Raw genomic sequence first — 18962 nt, forward strand, 5'->3', positions numbered from 1 at the left:
TCCCTTCCCTGGAAGGTGACGCGCCGCAGGGTGTTGTTCGCAAGAACGGCCCCATGGCCCTCCCAGCGGGGGCCTTTTCATTTTCTGTCCCGCCTTGACAAGGGGTATGGATTGGATACCCTTTTCATATGCTGTTCGAGTACGATCCCATAAAAAGCGACGCCAACAAGGCAAAGCACGGTATCGACTTCGAGGCCGCCAAGGCGCTGTGGGACGACCCGTACCTGATTGAAATTCCCAGCAGGGTAAGCGGCCCGGAGCCGCGCAGGCTGGCCATCGGAAATCTGGCAGGCCAGTGCTGGGCCGCCGTCATCACTGACCGGGGCCAGGCCGTGCGCATCATATCCGTGCGACGGGCAAGAAAAGAGGAGGTGGCACTGTATGTCCAAGCAAATTTCCACTGAAGAATTCGACCGCCGTTTTGACGAGGGCGAGGACATCACCGCCTTTCTGGATACCAGCGCCATCCGCCATCCCAACCGCGAGAAGAAGACCGTGAACGTGGACTTTCCGCTGTGGATGGTGAACGCGCTGGACAAGGAGGCCAAGATCCTTGGCGTCTCGCGGCAGGCGCTCATCAAGACGGTGCTCGGCAGGCACTTGCAGGAACGCAAGGGGCAGTAAGTCTGGCTCGGTGCAGGGTAGCGGGGAGCCGTCCGCCGTGCCTCCGCACCTCCAGCCCCCCTCGCTCCCCCTTTCTCCGAAACGCCAAAAGGCCTGCCGTATACGGCAGGCCTTTTGATTTGAAACCCCTTACCCCCTAAAAGGGGTCAAGGGGACGGCAGCCGTTAGGCGCGCTTGCGAGCCTTACGGATGGCGATCGCAACGCGCGCGGCCCCCTTGCCTCAGCCGTTGGTGAGCGCGCAGCGCGAACCTTACGGATGAGGACAGCAGAGCTACAGGGGTGCGGGGCAGCGCCCCGCTCTCCCAGACTTACGCCCGCAGTCGCCAGTCCCCCTACAATATGAAATCGTTCGACAGGAAATTCGACCGCCTGTCCCGGATGATGCTGGTCAGAATCTCCTTGTTGGCGTCGCTGCCCTTGGCGGCCACCAGCGTGCGGATGGAGAAGCAGCGCAGCGCATCGCTGACCGAAAGGGTGCCCTCGGCGGAATCCTTGCGGCCGGTAAAGGGAAAGGTGTCCGGCCCGCGCTGGCATTGGCTGTTGATGTTCACCCGGCACACCTGGTTGACCATGGGGTCGATCAGCCGGGCCACGTCGTCCGGGTCGTTGCCGAAAATGCTCAGCTGCTGCCCGTACTGCGACCCCACCACGTAGCGCACTGGCGTTTCTATGTCCGTGAAGGGGATGACGGGTATCACCGGGCCAAACTGCTCCTCGTGGTACACGCGCATCTGCGTCGTGGCCGGGCAGACCACCGTGGGGTGGTACAGGGTTTCGGCGTGGGTGCCGCCGCCGCTGTTGGCCACCTTGCCGCCGTGCGCGGCGGCGTCCCGCACCAGGTCGTCCAGATAGGCGGACTTGCCGGGCACCGGCAGCGGGGTAATGCGCACCCCTTCGTCCCACGGCATGCCGATGCGCAGCTTGCGGATGCCCTCGTCCATGCGGGCCAGGAATTCATCCAGCCGCTTCTGATGCACGAACAGCATCTTCAGCGCGGTGCAGCGCTGCCCGTTGAACGAGAACGAGCCTTGCAGCGCCTCGGCCACGGTCAGGTCCATGTCCGCGCAGTCCAGCACTATGCCCGCGTTCTTGGCGTCCAGCCCCAGCACGCAGCGCAGCCGGTGCGGGTGCGGGTGGGCCAGGCGCAGCGCGTCCGCCGCCGTGCTGGACCCGATGAACGCCAGCACGTTGATGCGGCCCGACGCCATGATGGGCTTCACGATGCGCCGGTCGCCGTGCAGGATGTTGACCACCCCGGCGGGGAACGCATCGCGGAAGGCTTCCATCAGCGGCGAATACAGCAGCCGCCCCAGGCGCGGCGTTTTCACGATGACCGGGTTGCCCATGATCAGCGCGGGCATCAGCGTGCAGAAGGTTTCGTTCAGCGGGTAGTTGTACGGCCCCATGCACAGCACCGGCCCCAGCGGCGCGCGGCGAATCTGCGCGTAGATGCCTTTCTCTATGACGAAGCGCGACGAGGCGCGGTCCAGATCCTTCAGCGCGTCGATGGTGTCGCGCAGGTACTCCATGGTGCGGTCGAATTCGCCGCTGGCGTCCTGCCACGACTTGCAGATTTCCCACATCATGATGCGCACCACGTCGGTGCGCCGCGCCGCCATGCGCCGGGCAAAATCCTCCACGTGGCGGATGCGCTCGGCCACGCCCATGGTGGGCCATGCGCCCATGCCGTCGGCCCAGGCGCGGTCGGCGGCGTCCACGGCGCGCAGTGCGGCGGCCTCGTCAAGGATGGGGCAGCGGCCCAACAGGCGCGGGGTAAAGCCGCCCGCAGCGTCGGTCTCGCCAATGGGCGAAAATACCTGCTGCATCTCGCCGGGCCATTCCTCCAGCTTGCCGTCGATAAGGCAGGTGCGCTGCTCTATGGGCGCAAAGGCGTGGGCGGCTTCCGGCAGAGGCTGCCCGGCCACGGGAAACAGCCCGCGCAGGCTATCGGCGGTATGGACGGCGGGGGCAGCAGTCGAGGCGGTCGGCTGGGACGACATGCGAAACTCCTTCATCCGGCGGCGGGCCGGGCTGTGGGATGGCGGCGATGGTTACGGCACGGCGCGGAACGGTCGGCAACGGTACAGGGCGGCACAGAAGCGCGGGCCGGACCATGCCGCGACATGGGACCACCATAACAGGGTTGCGCACCGATGGCAGCAGGGAAGGCGGGGCAGGGGTGATACGGGGAGTGACGAAAGCCGCCAACGGGCCGTCATCTGGACGTCTCACAGCACAAGCAACACACCGCAACAGCATCTCAATCCCTGACATTCTGGCAAATGAACGACGCATTGCCACCGCATCATCCATGCTTGCCAAACAGCACAGCGGGTAGTACCACACTGCACAATGCCCAACACTACCCGCAAATCATCATCCACGCCGCGCCAGCTTGCCCCCGCCACGCCGGGGCAGGTTGTCGATGCATGGAAAGACCTTGTCCTTCTCACCGATGCACGCGGCATCATACTGGAAGTACGCGGGCATCCCATTGCCTGCGCGGGCAGTCCGCCTCGTCCCGGCCAGTCGTTCTGGAAGGCTCTGGGGCTTGGCGGCCGCTCGGCGGACGACGCGCTGCGCCGCTACCCCCCGTTGTCCATCCACGAAATTCACCGCGCCGGGCGCACCTTTCTGCTGCGCATCATGCCCCTGCCCCCGGCCATCGCCCCGCAGGGCGGGCTGGTGGTCGTGGCCACGGACAACCACTCCATGCACGCGCTCTACCGGCGCTACGAGCAGCGCCTGCACGACCACATCTCGGCCTGGGCCGATTCGGTCACCCTGTTCAACGCGCTGTTCGACACCGCCAAGGACGCCACCTTCCTGATGAACGAGGACGGCGTGATCATTGCCGCCAACCCGGCAGCCCTGCGCAGGCACGCCGGGGACACGCGGGCCGAGCCCGCAGAGCCGGACGGACCAGCCCCAACGGGACCAGCCGAACCGACCGGACCGGCCAGACCGGCCGGACCGACCGGACCGACCGGACCAGATGGGGCGGACGGGACGGAATTCGCGGGCACCGCCGTGGACGCGCTGCTGGCGCGGCGGGCGCGCCCCATGGTGCGCAAGGCCATGCGTACGCTGCCCCCCAACAAGCAGTGGACGCGCACGCTGGCCGCCCGCGACGGCGAAGGCGCCACTTTTCCGGCAGAGGCCACCCTGCGCCGCATCGCCTTTCAGGGCGGCAGCCTGTTCCAGCTTATCCTGCACGACCTGTCCGAACGCGTGGAATTGCAGGATTCGCTGCGCGACCGCATGGCCGAGGTAAAGGAGATGAACATCGCCCTGCGCCAGGTCTTGCGGTCCGTGGAAGAAGAACGGCAGGAAATGCTGCGCACCCTGCACACCCGCATGAAGCGGCGCATGCTGCCCGCGCTGGACAAGATTGCCCGCGCCGAAACCGCAGAGGTGCGCGAAGGCTACCGCAACATCCTTGCCGAACAGCTGGTGGGCATGATGGGCGAACCGAACGGAGCAAACGGATCGGGCGGACTGGGCAGACTGGGCGGGATCAACGAGGCCAACGGGGCGGACGGCGGAAACGACCTTGCGCTGCTGGGCCTGACCCCGCGCGAACTGGAAGTGTGCCGCCTGATCCAGCTTGGCCGCAGCGGCAAGGAAATAGCCGACCTGCTGGGCATCTCGTTCGAAACGGCCCAGACCCATCGCAAGAACATCCGCAAGAAGCTGGGGCTGCGCGGCAGCACCACGTCGCTGCAAACCCACCTGCAACAGGGGCCGTCGCTGCTCTGAGCCTGGGCCCCCTCGCGCTGACGCCCCCCTTTCCTGACGCCCGCCCCGTCCGCCCCGACCCGCTCCGTTCCGCCCCACCCGGCCCGCCCGGCCCAATCCACCAGCCTTCCCCCCCTTCCCCGCAGCAGCGCAAACACCTCCCCCATCGGGTATGCCGCCATACCCGACACGTAACCCATATCCCCCTCTTGCCAGTCATGACGCATCATGCCAGCATTGCGGCATGATGCGATACTGTTCGCCATTCACGCCGCAGCACTCTGAAAAAATCCCCACGGATACGCACGCTGCAACCAAGCATCGATGACCATCCGGCAAACGCATGTGGCGACCATGCAGTTCATGCCATCGCCATTCCCACGCCATCAATGCGGCAATGCGTGCATCACACTCGTCATTTCCGCTCCAACCATCCAATCACCATCAACAAAGGAGCATCCATGAACATCCCCACCCAGGCGGCGCTCCTGCGGCCCGGCCCATCGCCGCTGCCGCGACTATTTTCCCTGATCTCGCTGCTGGCCCTGCTGGTGCTGGCCCTCACGGCCTGTTCCAGCCCCCCGCCCACCGGGCTGGAACGGGTGAAGAAGGCAGGAAAGATCAGCTTTGCCATGAGCGGCGGCTATCCGCCCTTCAACTTCTACGACACCACCAACACCCTCACCGGCTTTGACGTGGATGTGGCCGCCGAGGTGGCCAAACGCCTTGGCGTCACCTCGGCCCCGGTCACCACTGACTGGAGCGGCATCATCGAGGGGCTGCGTTCCGGCGCGTACGACGGCATTCTGGGCAGCATGGCCGTGACCGAAGAGCGCGGCAAGGTCGTCGATTTCTCCACGCCCTACTACTATTCGGGCGCGCAGCTCATGGTGCGCAAGGGCGCGCCGTTCGCCACGCCCGCCGACCTCGCGGGCAAGACCATCGGCGTGGTCACCGGCACCACCTTTGCCGACGACGCCAAGGCCCTCGGCGCGGGCGAGGTGCGCCTGTACAAGGATGACAACCAGACCCTGATGGAACTTTCCACCGGTGTGGTGGACGGGGTGATCACCGACCGCGTGGTAGGCGTCACCGCCATGCAGGGCGGCAAGTTCGACGTGACGGCGCTGGGTTCGCCGCTGCGCCGCGAGGACATTGCCGTGGCCTTCCGCAAGGGTGACGACACCCTGCGGGCAGAGGTGGACCGCATCCTTGCCGCCATGCACGCCGACGGAACCCTGAGCAGGCTCAGCGAAAAATGGCTGCACAGCGACATCACCAAACGCTAGGCCGGGCGGGGCGCGCGCGCCGTGGCGTCAGATGTGACGACCGGCCCCATGACCATCGCCATGACCATCACCATGACCGGCGTTACGCTCAACGCGACGCCACAGCCCGCGCTCCCCGCCCCGCTCGCCCCATCCCTGCCATCGCCCTCATCGCCCCCAGCCCTGATGCCGCAACCGCCGGATACGGGAGGCAGGCGCCATGAACTTCGACCTGAACGCCGTGGTCCACTACCTGCCCTACTTCCTGCCCGCCGCATGGATGACCATCGAAATCACCGTGCTGGGCATCCTGCTGGGCACGGCGCTGGGGCTGGCCGCCGCGCTGCTGCGCCTGTCCGGCCGGTGGTGGCTGCAACTGCCCATGCGCGCCTACATCTACCTTATCCGGGGCACGCCGCTGCTGCTGCAACTGCTGTTCATCTACTTCGGCCTGCGGGGGCTGGCGGGCTTCAGCGCGCTGACCTCTGCCGTGCTGGCGCTGGGCATCCACAACGGGGCCTACGTGGCGGAAATCTTCCGGGGGTCCATCATCTCCATTTCCGCCGGGCAGATGGAAGCCGCCCGCAGCCTGGGCATGACCCGGCACCGGGCCATGGTGCGCATCGTGCTGCCGCAGGCGTTGCGGCGGGCCATTCCCGCGCTGGGCAACCAGTTCATCATCGCCCTCAAGGATTCGTCGCTGGCCAGCACCATCACCATCAACGAACTCTTGCTGAAGGCGCAGCAACTGGCCTCGTCCAACTTCCTGATGATGGAAATGCTGGCCGTGGCCGCCATGTTCTACCTGTTCTACACCGCCCTGTTCAGCTGGCTGCTGGGCAGGCTGGAGGCGCGCCTTGGCGTGTCCGGGGCCTGAGGCGGCGTCCGCTGATGCTGCTTCCGCCCCCCTCGCACACGACACGGCGCAGGCCCCGAAAGGAGGCGCCATGAACGATACCGTCACAGCATCCACAGCAGCGACAACGGGCATATCTGGCACATCGGGCACAACGCCCGTCATCGACATACAGGGACTGCACAAGTGGTTCGGCGACACTCACGTGCTGCGCGGCGTGGACCTGCAGGTCATGCCGTCCGACGTGGTGGTGCTGATCGGCGCCAGCGGCTCCGGCAAAAGCACCCTGCTGCGCTGCGTGAACCGGCTGGAAACCCACGACGAGGGCGAAATCCGCATCTCGGGCGAGCCTGTGCGCGGCGACGAACGCTACATCAACGCCCTGCGTGCCCGCGTGGGCATGGTGTTCCAGCACTTTCACCTGTTCCCGCACATGACCGCCCTTGGCAACGTCATGGAGGGGCCAACCCAGGTGCGCGGCATGCCCGCGGCACAGGCCGCCGACATGGCGCTGGGCCTGCTGGATCGCGTGGGGCTTGCCGACAAGGCCGACGCCTACCCCGCCACCCTTTCCGGCGGGCAGAAGCAGCGCGTGGCCATTGCCCGCGCCCTGGCCATGCAGCCCGACGTGATGCTGTTCGACGAACCCACGTCGGCCCTGGACCCGGAACTGGTGGGCGAGGTGCTGGCCGTCATGCGCGGGCTGGCCGACGAAGGCACCACCATGATGGTGGTGACCCACGAAATGGGCTTTGCGCGGGAAGTGGCTGATGTGGTGGCCTACATGGACGAGGGGGCCATCGTGGAGATGGGGCCGCCCGCCCAGATATTCGACGAGCCCGCCATGGAACGCACCCGCCGCTTTCTGGGGCAGATCCTTTAGCTGGTCCTAGCACCCGGCTTAGCACCTGGCCTTGCATCCGGCCCGCACCCGGCCCGCGCCCGGCCCGCGCCCGGCCCGCGCCCGGCCTGCCCGTCAGGCCTGTCACGGCCCCATACATCCGGCGCTGGCGCAGCAGGCCATGGACGTCAAGGTCCGGGCGGAGCGCATCGGGCGCATCCGCGTCCGGCCCATTCACCCCCGACAAAGGAGGCTTCCTTGAACATACCCACGTTGCACCATCACCCCGGCACCTCGCGAACCGCCCCGGCGGCCCAGCTTGGCGACATGACCGACGACCCGCGCTGGCACGACTGGCGCTGGCACATCCGCAACGCCGTGCGCAGCGTGGCCGATTTCGAACGGGCGCTGGGCATTCGCTTCACCCCCGAACAGCGGCAACTGCACGAACGCACGCTGGAGCGCTTTCCCATGTCGGTGACGCCCTATTACCTGTCGCTCATCGACACGGAAAACCACGCCACCGACCCGGTGTTCCTGCAATCCTTCCCCTCGCCCGGCGAAATGGTCATAGGGCCGCACGACATGGCCGACCCCCTGCACGAGGACAGCGACAGCCCGGCCCCCGGCATCACCCACCGCTACCCCGACCGGGTGCTGTTCCACGTCAGCAACACCTGTTCCATGTACTGCCGCCACTGCACCCGCAAGCGCAAGGTGGGCGACGTGGACTCCATCCCCTCGCGCGGCGACCTGGAACGAGGGCTGGAGTACATCCGCAATACCCCGCAGGTGCGCGACGTGCTGCTGTCCGGCGGCGACCCGCTGATGCTGTCCGACGACATGCTCGACTGGCTGCTGACCGAGGTGGAATCCATCGACCACGTGGAGGTGGTGCGCATCGGCACCCGCATGCCGGTGGTGCTGCCCTTCCGCATCACCAGCGACCTCGTGGACATGCTGCGCACCCATCACCCGCTGTGGCTGAACACCCACTTCAATCACCCGCGCGAAATCACCCCCGACGCCAGCCGCGCCCTGCGCCGCCTGGCCGACGCGGGCATCCCCCTCGGCAACCAGACCGTGCTGCTGGCCGGAGTGAACGACTGCCCCCGGATTATCCGCTCCCTGAACCTGAAGCTGGTGCGCAACCGGGTGCGCCCCTACTACCTGTACCAGTGCGACCTTTCCGAAGGGCTGGCGCATTTCCGCACCCCGGTGGGCAAGGGCATAGAGATCATGGAAAGCCTGCGCGGCCATTGCAGCGGCTTTTCCGTGCCCACCTACGTGGTGGACGCCCCCGGCGGGGGCGGCAAGATACCGGTCATGCCCAACTACGTGGTGGCGTGGGGCGCGGGCAAGGTGGTGCTGCGCAACTACGAGGGGGTCATCACCACCTATCACGAGCCGGACGACTACACCCCGGCCCGCTGCGACCTGCGGTGCGGCGACTGCGCCCTGCAACTGCACGCGGGCGACGTGCCCGGCCATGCCGTGGGCGTGGAAAAGCTGCTCTCCGACTGGGACGACACCCGCAGCCTGACCCCGTCTGACAATGAACGCATGGAGCGCAGGCGCGATGCGTCCTGATGCGGCGGATTCCGTCCGGGTGCAGCCGGACCAGACACGACCGGACAGGACACGACCGGGCCAGACACATCCGGACCGTACACATCCGGACAGGGCGCGGCCTGACGAGGTAATCCGCCACGGACGCTCGCTGCTCCAGCACGGACCGCTCAATGACCGGGTCTACCTGATGAAGCTGGACGAGTCCGACCTGCCCGGCCTGCCCGGCCTATCAGGCCTACCCGGTACGACCAGCATCATCGACCGGATGGAGGAACTGGCGGCGTACCACGGCTACACCCGGCTGTTCGCGCGGGTGCCGGAGCACGCGGCCCATCGTTTTCTGGCGCGGGGCTTTGCCGTGGAGGCCCGTGTGCCGGGAATGTGCCGGGGGCGCACAGCCGGATGCTTCATGGGGCGGCACCTGTGGGACGCGCGTGCCGTGCCGCGCCGCCCCGGACTGCTGTGCGAGGTGCTGGCCCTGGCCAATGCCAGGAGAGCCGGGCTGGAACAAGGTACGGCATGCGCACGGCACGGCAGCCAGCCGTCCGACGCCACCAGCGGAACGCAGGAAATTGAACCGAAACCGAAGACGGGAAGGGTGATCGAACTGAATCCGGACCACGCCCCCGCGCTGGCCCGCCTGTACGCGGCCACCTTCGCCACCTATCCCTTTCCCGTGCACGACCCGGCGTACCTTGCCCGGTCCATGGCCGAAGGGGTGCTGTTCCACGGCATTGCGGACGGCGACGACCTGCACGGACATGATTCCGGGCCGACCCGGGGGAACGACCTGCTGGCCGCCGCCTCTGCGGAAGTGGACATGGCATGGCGGTGCGCCGAGATGACCGACTTCGCCACCCGGCCCGAGGCACGCGGACGGGGGGCCGCCCTGCGCCTGCTGCGACACATGGAAGAACGGGTGCGCCGCATGGGCATCCTTACCGCCTACACCATCGCCCGGGCCGAAAGCCACGCCATGAACGTGGTGTTCGCGCGGGCCGGGTACACCCTGGCGGGCACCCTGCACAACAACACCAACATCGGCGGCGGGCTGGAAAGCATGAACGTGTGGTACCGGCATCTGCCCGAATGATGGCAGATGCGGACAGCAAGGTGAGACACCGGGAAAGCTTGGTGGTGCGGCTGGCTGGGGAGAGGATACGGGGGCTGCGGGAACGGACGGCCTGAAATCACGGGAATCGCCCGAGGCAGGAATGCCGTCTGGCGGACGGCGCATCGGGAGGTGTCGATCTGGCGCGCCCCGCGTTCGCGGGCGCCCTGCGGAATGCTACCCCGCCGCCTCCCACGCGGCGGCCTGCTCGCGCTCTTCCGGCGTCAGCAGGTCCAGCCAGCGGCGGCGGAATTCCATGTAGTGGTTGATGCGCAGGTCCTTCCACAGCGCGGGTTTGGTGTCCCACGGCTTGGGACCGTGAAAGTGCACGATGCGCGCCCGCGTCAGCGCGTCGGCCCGGTAGGGCGGGCAGTTCCACGAAGGGTCCAGCTTGGTCACCCGCTTGCCGAAGAAGTAATTCAGCAGCGACTGGTCCAGGTTGCCGATGCGGTGCAGGTTCTGCACGCAGAAGGCCAGAAAGTTGTGGATGTGGCCGTGCCGCCGCAGCCGGGCAAGGTTGAACAGCACCACCCCGCTGCTGAAGGTCCAGATGGGAAAGGGCAGCGGCACCACGTAGCGGCGGCCCCGCCATTCGTAGTCCAGCTGTTCGTGGGTGTGGTGGAAGGGGGCCGTGGCCTCGCGGGCCATGGCCATGTACTGCGGGCGGATATGCTCCGCCCCGCCGGATGCAGCGTCACCCAGAATCGGTTGATGAAAGTACACGTCGGCGTCGCAGTACAGCACGTACTCGTCGTCGGCCAGTTCCGGCAGCAGGGCCAGTTCCAGCTTCAGGAACGCGCCGATGCAGCGGTGGAACTGCGGCGGGGCGTTGTGCACGCCGATGACCGGGGTGTGCCGGGCAAGCTGCACCCCTTCCGCGCGCACCGCGTCCATCACCGCCGGGTTGCTGCCGCCGTACACGCACACGCAGGGGGCCGCATCGCCGTGCAGACGTCGCAGCGAGCGCACGGCGGCACGCATCATCAGCAGGTAGCGGGGGTTGTCGTCGATGCAGAAGACGATCTTCATGCGGCAGGGGTCCGGCGTGCGGGTGCGTGGGAATGGGGGTCTGCCCCCGCTCGTAGCCCATTTCCGGCGGCAAGGCCAGCGTGCGCGGGCGCGCGGCGGGAACGGGCGGTGAAATGGAGGCGGCGCAGTCGGAAGACGAAATCCGAGGTGGGCTGCCCGGTGCACGCTGCCCGGTGCACGCTGCCCGGTGCACGCTGCCCGGTGCACGCTGTCCGGCCCAACGTGTCCGGCGTGAACTAGCCGACGCTGGCTATCCGGCCTGTCCGCCCGGCTCGTCCGAACCTTCCTCTTTGCCCGATTCGCCAAGCGGGAAGGGGCCGGGCCACGGCTCCGGCTGGGCGTCGTACGACCACGCCGGGGGTTCGGCATGGCGTCCCCGCGCGGGCCTTCCCGCGCCACGCCCCTGTTCGGCCAGGCTGCGCCGCAGCAGCTTCACCCACACCTCGCCGGTGCCCGCGTGAAACAGCAGCTTGCGGCCCCGTTCGCCCAGCACGTGTTCGCCGGACACCACCAGGCCCCTGGCGTGCAGCAGGTCGCGGGCCACCTGCACGTTGCGGCCCCCCACATCCACCAGCGAGCGCACCAGCGATTTTTCTTCGGTGTTCATGCTGAAGGCGCCGCCGAACAGCTTGGTTTCGATCTCGATGACCGGCACGCCCTTGCGCAGGAAATGGGCCAGCACCGCCTCCACGGCGGTGTCCACGTACTTGCAGGGGTTGCAGTCGTGGTCGCGGCTGCCTTCCGCCGTGGGCAGCATGGCGTGAAAGATGCCCGCAAGCCCCGTGGTCCGATGGAAGAACGTGGCGGACACGCACGAGCCGAGCACCGTGGCGATGATGGCCGGGCGACGCGCCACGATGCCCTCGCCGATGCGCAGGTGCAGATGGCGCAGCCGTTCTTCCGCCAGCTCGCGCGGCATGGCTGCCGGGACAGGACATGCCCTGTGCCCGTAGGTGTCTTGCGTACCGTTGCCCATCATATCCCCCTGCGCCGCCCGCCGGGCGGCACGCATCCCCGATATGCATCCTTGCCCAAACCAAACGCGAGCGCTCACGCAGCCAGCCCCCCGACCGGCAGCGCAACCGCCCGCATGGCGACGCCTTGCGCGCCGCCCCACCTATGACGAAAGCAAAGGTTCCCGCGCCCCCGAATCCTACGGATTCAGGATGTCCTTCAATTCCTTTCCGGCGCGGAACACGGGCAACCGCTTGGGCGGCACCGCCACGGAATCGCCGGTCTTGGGGTTGCGGCCCTTGTAGCCGCGATAGCCCTTGATCTTGAACGAACCGAAGCCGCGAATCTCCACGCGGTCACCTTCCAGCAGCGCGTCGCGCACGCAGTCGAAGAAGGTGTTCACCACCACGGTGGCGTCCTCTACAGGCAGTTCGTGCTCTTCGGCAAGCGCTCGTACCAGTTCGCTCTTGTTCACGTGGACCTCCAGTCGGACCTGTCCGTGCGGGGCATGGCGTGTCGGTGCGGGGCCGCCGCGCGCGCCCCGGAACCCCGATGCGGCAACCCCATGTGCGAAACATGTTTTCTGGCGGCATGTTATATGCGTGCTCGGCACTGCGCCGACACATTCCACGCCCTGCCATAGGGACGTTGCGGGTGCATTCTTTGCTGTTGCCGCATGGCGTCACCACGCCCTTCTCCCCAATATTCCATTAATATCGCGTCGCCCTCCCTGTGACAAGGGGGGTGGACACATTTCATCGGTCCGTATGCGCGACCATGCCGCCTTCAGCGCGTCACGGGCACCCAGTCGCCGCCAGTCCCATCAGTCCCGCCAGTTCCACCAGCCCCGCCGCCGTCGTTGCCCCCTGCAGCGCGCCCCTGCACGAAGCGGAACCCTTCCAGCCGTCCGTCGGCGGAAAGGCGGGCCCACAACTGAAAGGGAACGCCCTCGCCGCGCAGCATACGCATGAACGGCACCGTACTGGCAAAGCGCAGATCGCGGTAGGCGATCACGGGGGCGCCGTTCTCCTGCCGGGTTTCCTGGGTCATGAACATGGCAAAACGGCCATACACGCGGAACAGTTCCTCCGCCTCGGACAGACGGCGGTACAGCACCGGGTCCGCCTTTTCGAACAGTTCGAAGGCCAGCGGCGCGTCCGGGTTCAGCAACTGGTAGCGGGCCATGCCGTAGCGGCGGCCATCGTCCACCACCACCTTCCAGTTGAACGGGGCCAGCGCCTCGGGGATTACCGCCACCGACACGGGCGGCACGGGCTGGGCCGCCAGCTTCGCCACCAGGCCGGACTGCACGCGCTGCTGCACCGCCAGCGAGGCGCCGGGCCACAGCAGGGTCCAGGCCAGGCCCAGCGCGGCAAAGGTGCGCCGATGCGCGCGGCCCATGGCCGCCACGATGCACGCCAGCATCACCAGTGTCATGATCGGGTCGATGATGAACACGGCGGGCAGGGCCACCCGGTAGTCGGAAAAAGGCAGGAACACCTGCGTGCCATAGGTGGTGATGCAGTCCAGAAAGATGTGCAGCAGTATCAGCGCGTACGCCGTCAGGGCGTAGCGGACATAGCCCCAGGTATGCACGCCGCCGCTGCCGACGGTATCGCGCGGAGCACGCCGCAGCAGCGGCAGGAACAGCAGGGCCATCAGCAGGGCCATGACCGCGCCCCCGGCGAAGGAATGGGTGATGCCCCGGTGCACGGTCAGATAGGCCAGCGGCGTCGCGCCGAAGAACACGTCCACGTCGGGCAGCACCGCGCAGATGAGGGCAAAGGGCATGAACCAGCGGCTGCGCCGGGTATCGGGCAGGGCCATGGCCACAAGCGCGCCGCTGGCAAGATGGGTTACCGGGTCCATGAGGCGACCTCCGTGGGAAGCATATTGGGAATGCGTGCGTGACGCGCGGGGCGAGTGGTGCGGCAGGGGAAACAGAAGGGGCAGGGAGAAGCCGGGGAAGGGGAATACGAAAGCTTGCGGAATACGCCGCCCTTCCGCCCGCGCGGCGGGACGGAGCCTGGCGGCGGTTACCGGACTATCGGACAGGGACGTGCCCCGGATATATCGTCATCGGAACGGCGGATGGCAAGATGGGGGCGTGGGTCCGGACGGGGGGAAGGATGGGACCGGGCGGGGCAGAACCGGGACAGAGGGAACGAAAGGGGGACGCAGGCCGACATGCGGCCCCGCCCCCATCACCCTTCACGCGTGGTTGCGCAGCTTCAGTTCCACCGGGTGCGGGTTCAGGTAGAACTGACCGGCCAGATACGGCTCGCCATACTTGCGCACGTAGTGGTTCAGCAGGGTTACCGGCACCACCAGCGGCACCTGCAACTTGCGGTAGCGCTGGATGACCTCCAGCATTTCCAGCTTTTCGTCCGGGGTCAGCACCCGCTTGAAATACCCCATGCAATGTTGCAGCACGTTGGCGTGCTTGGCCGTGGTGGCGGGCAGGCGCAGCCCGTCCATGAGGCCGGTCAGGTAGTCGCGGGCCAGGTCTGCCGGGTCGTGGCTGGCCGCATGGGCCACCAGCCTGCCCAGCGCGCGGTAGTGCTCCACCGAATGCGACATCAGCAACAGCTTGTGCCGGGTATGAAAATCCACAAGACCGCCGCGCGTCAGGCCCGCTTCCGCAAGGGCGCGCCAGCGGCGCATGACGAACAGCCGCTCGATGAAGTTTTCGCGCAGGCGCGGATCGTTCAGGCGGCCTTCCTCTTCCGTGGGCAACAGCGGAAAGCGGTCCATGAACACGCGGGCAAAAATGCCCACGCCCTTTTCCTGCGGTGGCCCCAGATTGATGCGTGCAGTATCGACGCGGCCCGCACCTTCCGGAACCTCGCGGGGGTCGTGGTCGGCGTACACCTTGACCCGCTCCATGCCGCTGGAGGGCGAGGCCCGCTTGAAGATGAATCCATCCAGTCGTTCGGCGGCCAGTTGTTCCACCCGGCGCAGGGCAAAGGCGCGCATGCGCTCCGTCCAGTCCTCGTAGCCCTTCACCGTGACCAGGCGCGGGCTGGCCGGGTCGCCCACCAGCCGCAGCGCCTCGCGCGGGACGGGCATGCCGCATTCCACCTCCGGACAGACCGGCACGAAGTCCATGTACTGGCCAAGGGTGCCGGTAATGTACGGATCGTGCTTGTGCCCGCCGTCGAAGCGCACCTTGTTGCCCATAAGGCACGAACTGATGCCCACCCGCAGCCGGTCATCACCGCCAGCGGGATGCGCCGGACCGGAATCCCCGATGAACGAGGCTGAGGTAACAGATACAGTGGATGCAGACCTCGTGGATTCTTCCATTGCGCTTTGCCTCCGCGTGGTTATCCTGAACGGGTTGCCGCCCGCGCCCGCAACGCCTTTCCGGCGCACGGGGGCGACGGCATCCGGAAACCGGGGCGCCGCGCCGCAAGCACGGCGTGGTCCCGCAGACCTCAAGGATATCCCATGACACACTCGCGCGGCAATGCCGCACCCCACATCGACGTCATCTTCTTCGACTTCAGCGGCGTGCTGGCCGAGGAAGGCTTTATCGAAGGCCTGCGCGCCATTGGTCGTGCCCAGGGCCTGGACCCGGAAGCCACCATGCGCACGGCCACCGACCTGTGCTACGCCACCGGCTACGTCAACGGGCAGACCGACGAGGCCGCATGGTGGAACGCCGTGCGCGCGGCCACCGGCATGACCGGCACAGACGCCGCCCTGCGCGCCGAAATCATGAGCCGCTTCACCGTGCGGCCAGAGATGCTGCGCGCCGCCGATGCGGTGCGCGCCGCGGGGTTGCGCGCGGCCATCCTGAGCGACCATACCAACTGGCTGGAAGAAATCGACGCGGCGCACGGCGTGTACCGCCACTTCGACCGGGTGTTCAATTCGTTCCGCGAAGGGCTGAACAAGCGCGACCCCGGCTTCTTCACCCACGCTACCACCATCATGGGCGTGGACCCGGCGCACGCGGCCTTTTTCGACGACAACGCCGGGCACATCGGCCGGGCCACCGCGCTGGGCATCCATGCCCGGCTGTTCACCGGGCGCGATGCCTTCCGCACGGATCTCGCCGCGCTGGTCCCGCAGGTGGCGCTGCCGGAGGGCTGGCCGGGATAACCCCCTGGTCATTTTTGACTGAATCCAGGGGCCGGGGGGCCAGACCGGGTCCATCCGTGCCCGACCGCGTTACGTCACCGGGCCATCATCATTCCGCCACGCGCCACCCCCATGCTGCGCGTGGCGGTTTTTCTTCCTGGCAAAGGCCGCCCACACCCCGGCAGGCAGGCCCGCCCGTGCGCATTCCCCGTCGCCCCCCCCCACCCCCAGCCCGCGGCCCCCTCGACCCCCGTGCCCCCCTCGACCCCCGAGACAGGGCACACGACGGGCCTGCCGCCGCATGTGTCCCGCTCCCCGCCCCAAAAAAGGGAGCGCGCGACACAGGGACACGGTGCCCCATCCTGAAAGCACTGGCCGCCCTGCTGCTGCTCAGCCTTGCCCTGCTGTTCCTTACCGGCAAGCTTCCGACTCCGGGCCCGGACCAGACCCTGGCCCTGCGCGACCGGCTGCTGGACCTGCACGCCCGCCACCCCGTAACCAGCGTGGCCGCGTACATTGCGGGCTACGTGACCATGACCGCCTGCTCCATCCCCGGCGCGGTGTTCCTGACCCTGACCGGCGGGGCGGTGTTCGGTTTTGGCGTGGCCCTTGCCGCCGTCAGCGTGGCCAGCACCGTCGGGGCCTGTCTGGCCTTCCTGAGCGCCCGCCACCTGCTGCGCGGCACGGTGCGCCGCCTGTGGCCCGGCCAACTGACCCGCATCGACGCGGCCATGGCGAATGAAGGCAGCGGCGGCACGGCGACGGGCACCGCGAATGCTGCCGGGGCACATCCCCTCTGCCCCAGACTCCTCTCTCCCGGCGCGCTGTGCCTGCTGGGGCTGCGCTGCGTGGCCGTAATGCCTTACTGGCTGGTGAACCTGCTGTTCGGGGTTACCGCCATGCGCCTTTCCACCTTCGCCACGGTCTCGCTGGTCGGCATGGCGCCGCTGAACGCCCTTTACGTGCACGCCGGGGCGGAACTGGGGCGCGTCCGCCACCTTGGGGACATCATCTCCTTGCGCACCGGACTTACCCTGTGCCTGCTGGCTGTGGCGCCGTTGCTGCTGCGCCGGGTGGCGCGCATGCTGGAGGCGCGGCGGTGTACGGGCGACCAGCGCAGGCCAGCCCAAGGGTAAACCTACCGATCGTTCGACGATTGCTACCCTTCCGCCAACGATTCCCGTCCCCGTCCCATTACCTCATCGGTTGCCCGCAGGTTGCCAGCACGGCGGCTTTTGCCTACACTCCCGCCATATTGCCCGCACGCGGGCCGCGCGCGGCGACCCCGGCGCACTGCAAACCACCGCAACCAACGGTACCCTACATGCGTAAAGCCTCCATCGGCATCACCCCCGAAGGCGTCCCGGCCATCGGCCTGTGCGCCCTCGTCACGCTTTCCCTCGCCATGCTCGGCTGCGCCACCGGCAGCTTCGTGTTCATGCTGCTGACGTGGTTCTGCTGCCACTTCTTCCGCGATCCGGAACGGGTCGTCCCCACCGCGCCCGGCCTTGCCGTCAGCCCTGCCGACGGAAAGGTGGTACGCGTGCAGACCATGCCCGACCCGTTCACCGGCCAGCCGCGCACCGCGGTGTGCATCTTCATGAACGTGTTCAGCGTGCACGTGAACCGCGCCCCGGTGGCGGGCGCCGTGACCGGCATTGCCTATCATCCCGGCAAGTTCCTGAACGCTGCCTGGGACAAGGCATCCACTGACAACGAACGCTGCGCCTACCAGATGACCGATGACGGCGGCTCCGCCTGGACCTTCGTGCAGATTGCGGGGCTGATCGCCCGGCGCATCGTGTGCCGCACCGATGAAGGCGACACGCTGGACCGGGGCGAGCGCTTCGGCATGATCCGCTTCGGCTCGCGGGTTGACCTTTACCTGCCGGACGACTATTCTCCGTCGGTGAACGTGGGTGAACAGGTGTTCGCCGGGCAGACCATCGTGGCGCGCCGCAACGCCTAACCCCCATCAATTCCTTCGGTTCACGGACCGCAGAAAGGCACAGGACAGCCGCAAGGCCATGGAACAGCCCGCCCGCCCGATCCACAAGGGAGTGTACATCCTCCCGAACCTCTTCACCACGGCAAGTCTCTTTGCAGGCTTCCTGGGGATGTTGTGGGCCGTTTCCGGGCGGTACGAAGACTGCGCCATGGCCATTCTGTTCAGCGCCCTCATGGACGGTCTGGACGGCAAGGTGGCCCGTCTCACCAACACCGCCAGCGAATTCGGCGTCCAGTACGATTCGCTGTGCGACCTGGTGGCCTTCGGCGTGGCACCCGGCTTCATGATGTACCAGTGGCAGCTGCACCAGTACGGTCGCCTCGGCATTGCCGCCGCCTTCCTGTTCGCGGTGTGCGGGGCGTTGCGCCTTGCCCGGTTCAACATCTCCACCGCCACCACCTCAAAGAAGTTCTTCATCGGCCTGCCCATTCCGGCGGCCGGTTGCGCCGTGGCCACGCTGGTGCTGTTCAGCCCCTACGTGCCCGACCAGCTCGCGGTCATGTTCCCGCGCTTCTGCCTTGCGCTCGCCTTTGTGCTCGCCTTCCTCATGGTAAGCCGCGTGCGCTACGCATCCTTCAAGGAATACGGGCTCATCAAGGCCCATCCGTTCAGCTCGATGGTTACCGCCATCCTGCTGTTCGTACTCGTCTCCTCCGAACCCAAGCTCTTGGGTTTCCTGGTGTTCGCGGGCTACCTCATCTCTGGTCCCGTGTACACCTTCGTCATCATTCCCCGCCGCAATCACAAGCTACTACGCAGCCTATCCTAGGGTTGTCGTAGCAGCGCCCCGTACCTCCGTGTCAGGAACGCCCGCCGTTCCCGGGCGGACGTGTACCCTCCTCTCAGCCAGAGTCCCGTCTCCCGGGCCGGCGCG

The 18962-nt window shown here is 67.2% G+C and carries 18 protein-coding genes; 12 read left to right on the forward strand and 6 right to left on the reverse strand.

All coding sequences use genetic code 11. The annotated features are described in order from the left end of the window. The first annotated feature begins 128 nt into the window (after window positions 1–128). Both DESTE_RS09310 and brnA read left to right on the forward strand, forming a co-directional pair. Window positions 129–404 (forward strand): BrnT family toxin, encoded by a 276-nt coding sequence (locus DESTE_RS09310; RefSeq protein WP_035067128.1) that lies wholly within the window; start codon window positions 129–131, stop codon window positions 402–404. Then, complete coding sequence (gene brnA, locus DESTE_RS09315; protein ID WP_035067131.1) at window positions 382–624, forward strand: type II toxin-antitoxin system BrnA family antitoxin; 243 nt, start codon at window positions 382–384, stop codon at window positions 622–624. Before DESTE_RS09310 ends, brnA begins: the two co-directional genes overlap by 23 nt. Window positions 625–957: 333 nt before the next feature. On the opposite strand, the gene DESTE_RS09320 is transcribed toward brnA, so the two are convergent. Next, the gene (locus DESTE_RS09320) at window positions 958–2625 is read right to left on the reverse strand and encodes an aldehyde dehydrogenase family protein (RefSeq protein WP_035067134.1); all 1668 of its coding nucleotides are present in this window, start codon (window positions 2623–2625) and stop codon (window positions 958–960) included. A 352-nt stretch (window positions 2626–2977) separates the two neighbouring features. Here DESTE_RS09320 and DESTE_RS18550 point away from each other — a divergent pair, with 352 nt between their 5' ends. The 6 genes from DESTE_RS18550 (at window position 2978) to ablB (ending at window position 9993) form a co-directional block, all read left to right on the forward strand. Continuing rightward, on the forward strand, window positions 2978–4384 hold the full coding sequence (locus tag DESTE_RS18550) for a LuxR C-terminal-related transcriptional regulator (RefSeq protein ID WP_035067137.1): 1407 nt from the start codon (window positions 2978–2980) through the stop codon (window positions 4382–4384). A gap of 440 nt (window positions 4385–4824) precedes the next feature. Next, window positions 4825–5652: an ABC transporter substrate-binding protein gene (locus DESTE_RS09330; protein WP_084559417.1), complete on the forward strand. Its 828-nt coding sequence runs from the start codon at window positions 4825–4827 to the stop codon at window positions 5650–5652. Window positions 5653–5851: 199 nt separating this feature from the next. Next, window positions 5852–6508 carry an amino acid ABC transporter permease gene (locus DESTE_RS09335; protein ID WP_035067141.1) on the forward strand — a complete coding sequence of 219 codons (657 nt, stop codon included), beginning with the start codon at window positions 5852–5854 and terminating at the stop codon, window positions 6506–6508. Window positions 6509–6578: 70 nt separating this feature from the next. Next, window positions 6579–7370, forward strand: coding sequence for an amino acid ABC transporter ATP-binding protein (locus DESTE_RS09340; RefSeq protein ID WP_051384403.1), 792 nt, complete (start codon window positions 6579–6581; stop codon window positions 7368–7370). A 285-nt stretch (window positions 7371–7655) separates the two neighbouring features. Next, entirely contained in the window at window positions 7656–8918 is a 1263-nt protein-coding gene (gene kamA, locus DESTE_RS09345; protein ID WP_051384615.1) for a lysine 2,3-aminomutase, read from the forward strand. After that, the gene (gene ablB, locus DESTE_RS09350; protein ID WP_084559418.1) at window positions 8908–9993 is read left to right on the forward strand and encodes a putative beta-lysine N-acetyltransferase; all 1086 of its coding nucleotides are present in this window, start codon (window positions 8908–8910) and stop codon (window positions 9991–9993) included. The genes kamA and ablB overlap by 11 nt, the downstream gene beginning before the upstream one ends. A gap of 195 nt (window positions 9994–10188) precedes the next feature. Here ablB and DESTE_RS09355 read toward each other — a convergent pair whose 3' ends face one another. The 5 genes from DESTE_RS09355 to DESTE_RS09375 all read right to left on the reverse strand — a co-directional run bounded on the left by DESTE_RS09355 (window position 10189) and on the right by DESTE_RS09375 (window position 15201). Continuing rightward, window positions 10189–11040, reverse strand: a complete 852-nt coding sequence (locus DESTE_RS09355) for a glycosyltransferase (protein WP_035067144.1) — start codon at window positions 11038–11040, stop codon at window positions 10189–10191. Between the two features lie 250 nt (window positions 11041–11290). Then, a complete protein-coding gene (locus DESTE_RS09360) occupies window positions 11291–12019 on the reverse strand; it encodes a chemotaxis protein CheD (RefSeq protein ID WP_245590790.1) in 729 nt (242 codons plus the stop codon). 174 nt (window positions 12020–12193) lie between these two features. Continuing rightward, the gene (locus DESTE_RS09365; protein WP_012612903.1) at window positions 12194–12469 is read right to left on the reverse strand and encodes an HU family DNA-binding protein; all 276 of its coding nucleotides are present in this window, start codon (window positions 12467–12469) and stop codon (window positions 12194–12196) included. A 311-nt stretch (window positions 12470–12780) separates the two neighbouring features. Next, window positions 12781–13863 (reverse strand): metal-dependent hydrolase, encoded by a 1083-nt coding sequence (locus DESTE_RS09370; RefSeq protein ID WP_035067147.1) that lies wholly within the window; start codon window positions 13861–13863, stop codon window positions 12781–12783. Window positions 13864–14205: 342 nt separating this feature from the next. Next, on the reverse strand, window positions 14206–15201 hold the full coding sequence (locus tag DESTE_RS09375) for a DUF1722 domain-containing protein (RefSeq protein WP_035070072.1): 996 nt from the start codon (window positions 15199–15201) through the stop codon (window positions 14206–14208). Between the two features lie 243 nt (window positions 15202–15444). Between DESTE_RS09375 and DESTE_RS09380 the strand changes: the two genes are divergently transcribed. The 4 genes from DESTE_RS09380 to pssA all read left to right on the forward strand — a co-directional run bounded on the left by DESTE_RS09380 (window position 15445) and on the right by pssA (window position 18857). Then, a complete protein-coding gene (locus DESTE_RS09380; protein ID WP_035067150.1) occupies window positions 15445–16101 on the forward strand; it encodes an HAD family hydrolase in 657 nt (218 codons plus the stop codon). A gap of 176 nt (window positions 16102–16277) precedes the next feature. After that, the gene (locus tag DESTE_RS09385; RefSeq protein ID WP_281172050.1) at window positions 16278–17216 is read left to right on the forward strand and encodes a TVP38/TMEM64 family protein; all 939 of its coding nucleotides are present in this window, start codon (window positions 16278–16280) and stop codon (window positions 17214–17216) included. A gap of 188 nt (window positions 17217–17404) precedes the next feature. Beyond that, window positions 17405–18049: a phosphatidylserine decarboxylase family protein gene (locus tag DESTE_RS09390; RefSeq protein ID WP_035067153.1), complete on the forward strand. Its 645-nt coding sequence runs from the start codon at window positions 17405–17407 to the stop codon at window positions 18047–18049. A gap of 58 nt (window positions 18050–18107) precedes the next feature. Continuing rightward, window positions 18108–18857, forward strand: coding sequence for a CDP-diacylglycerol--serine O-phosphatidyltransferase (gene pssA, locus DESTE_RS09395; RefSeq protein WP_035067155.1), 750 nt, complete (start codon window positions 18108–18110; stop codon window positions 18855–18857). Window positions 18858–18962 lie beyond the last annotated feature (105 nt).

The organism is Nitratidesulfovibrio termitidis HI1 (assembly GCF_000504305.1).
Lineage (GTDB): Bacteria > Desulfobacterota > Desulfovibrionia > Desulfovibrionales > Desulfovibrionaceae > Cupidesulfovibrio > Cupidesulfovibrio termitidis.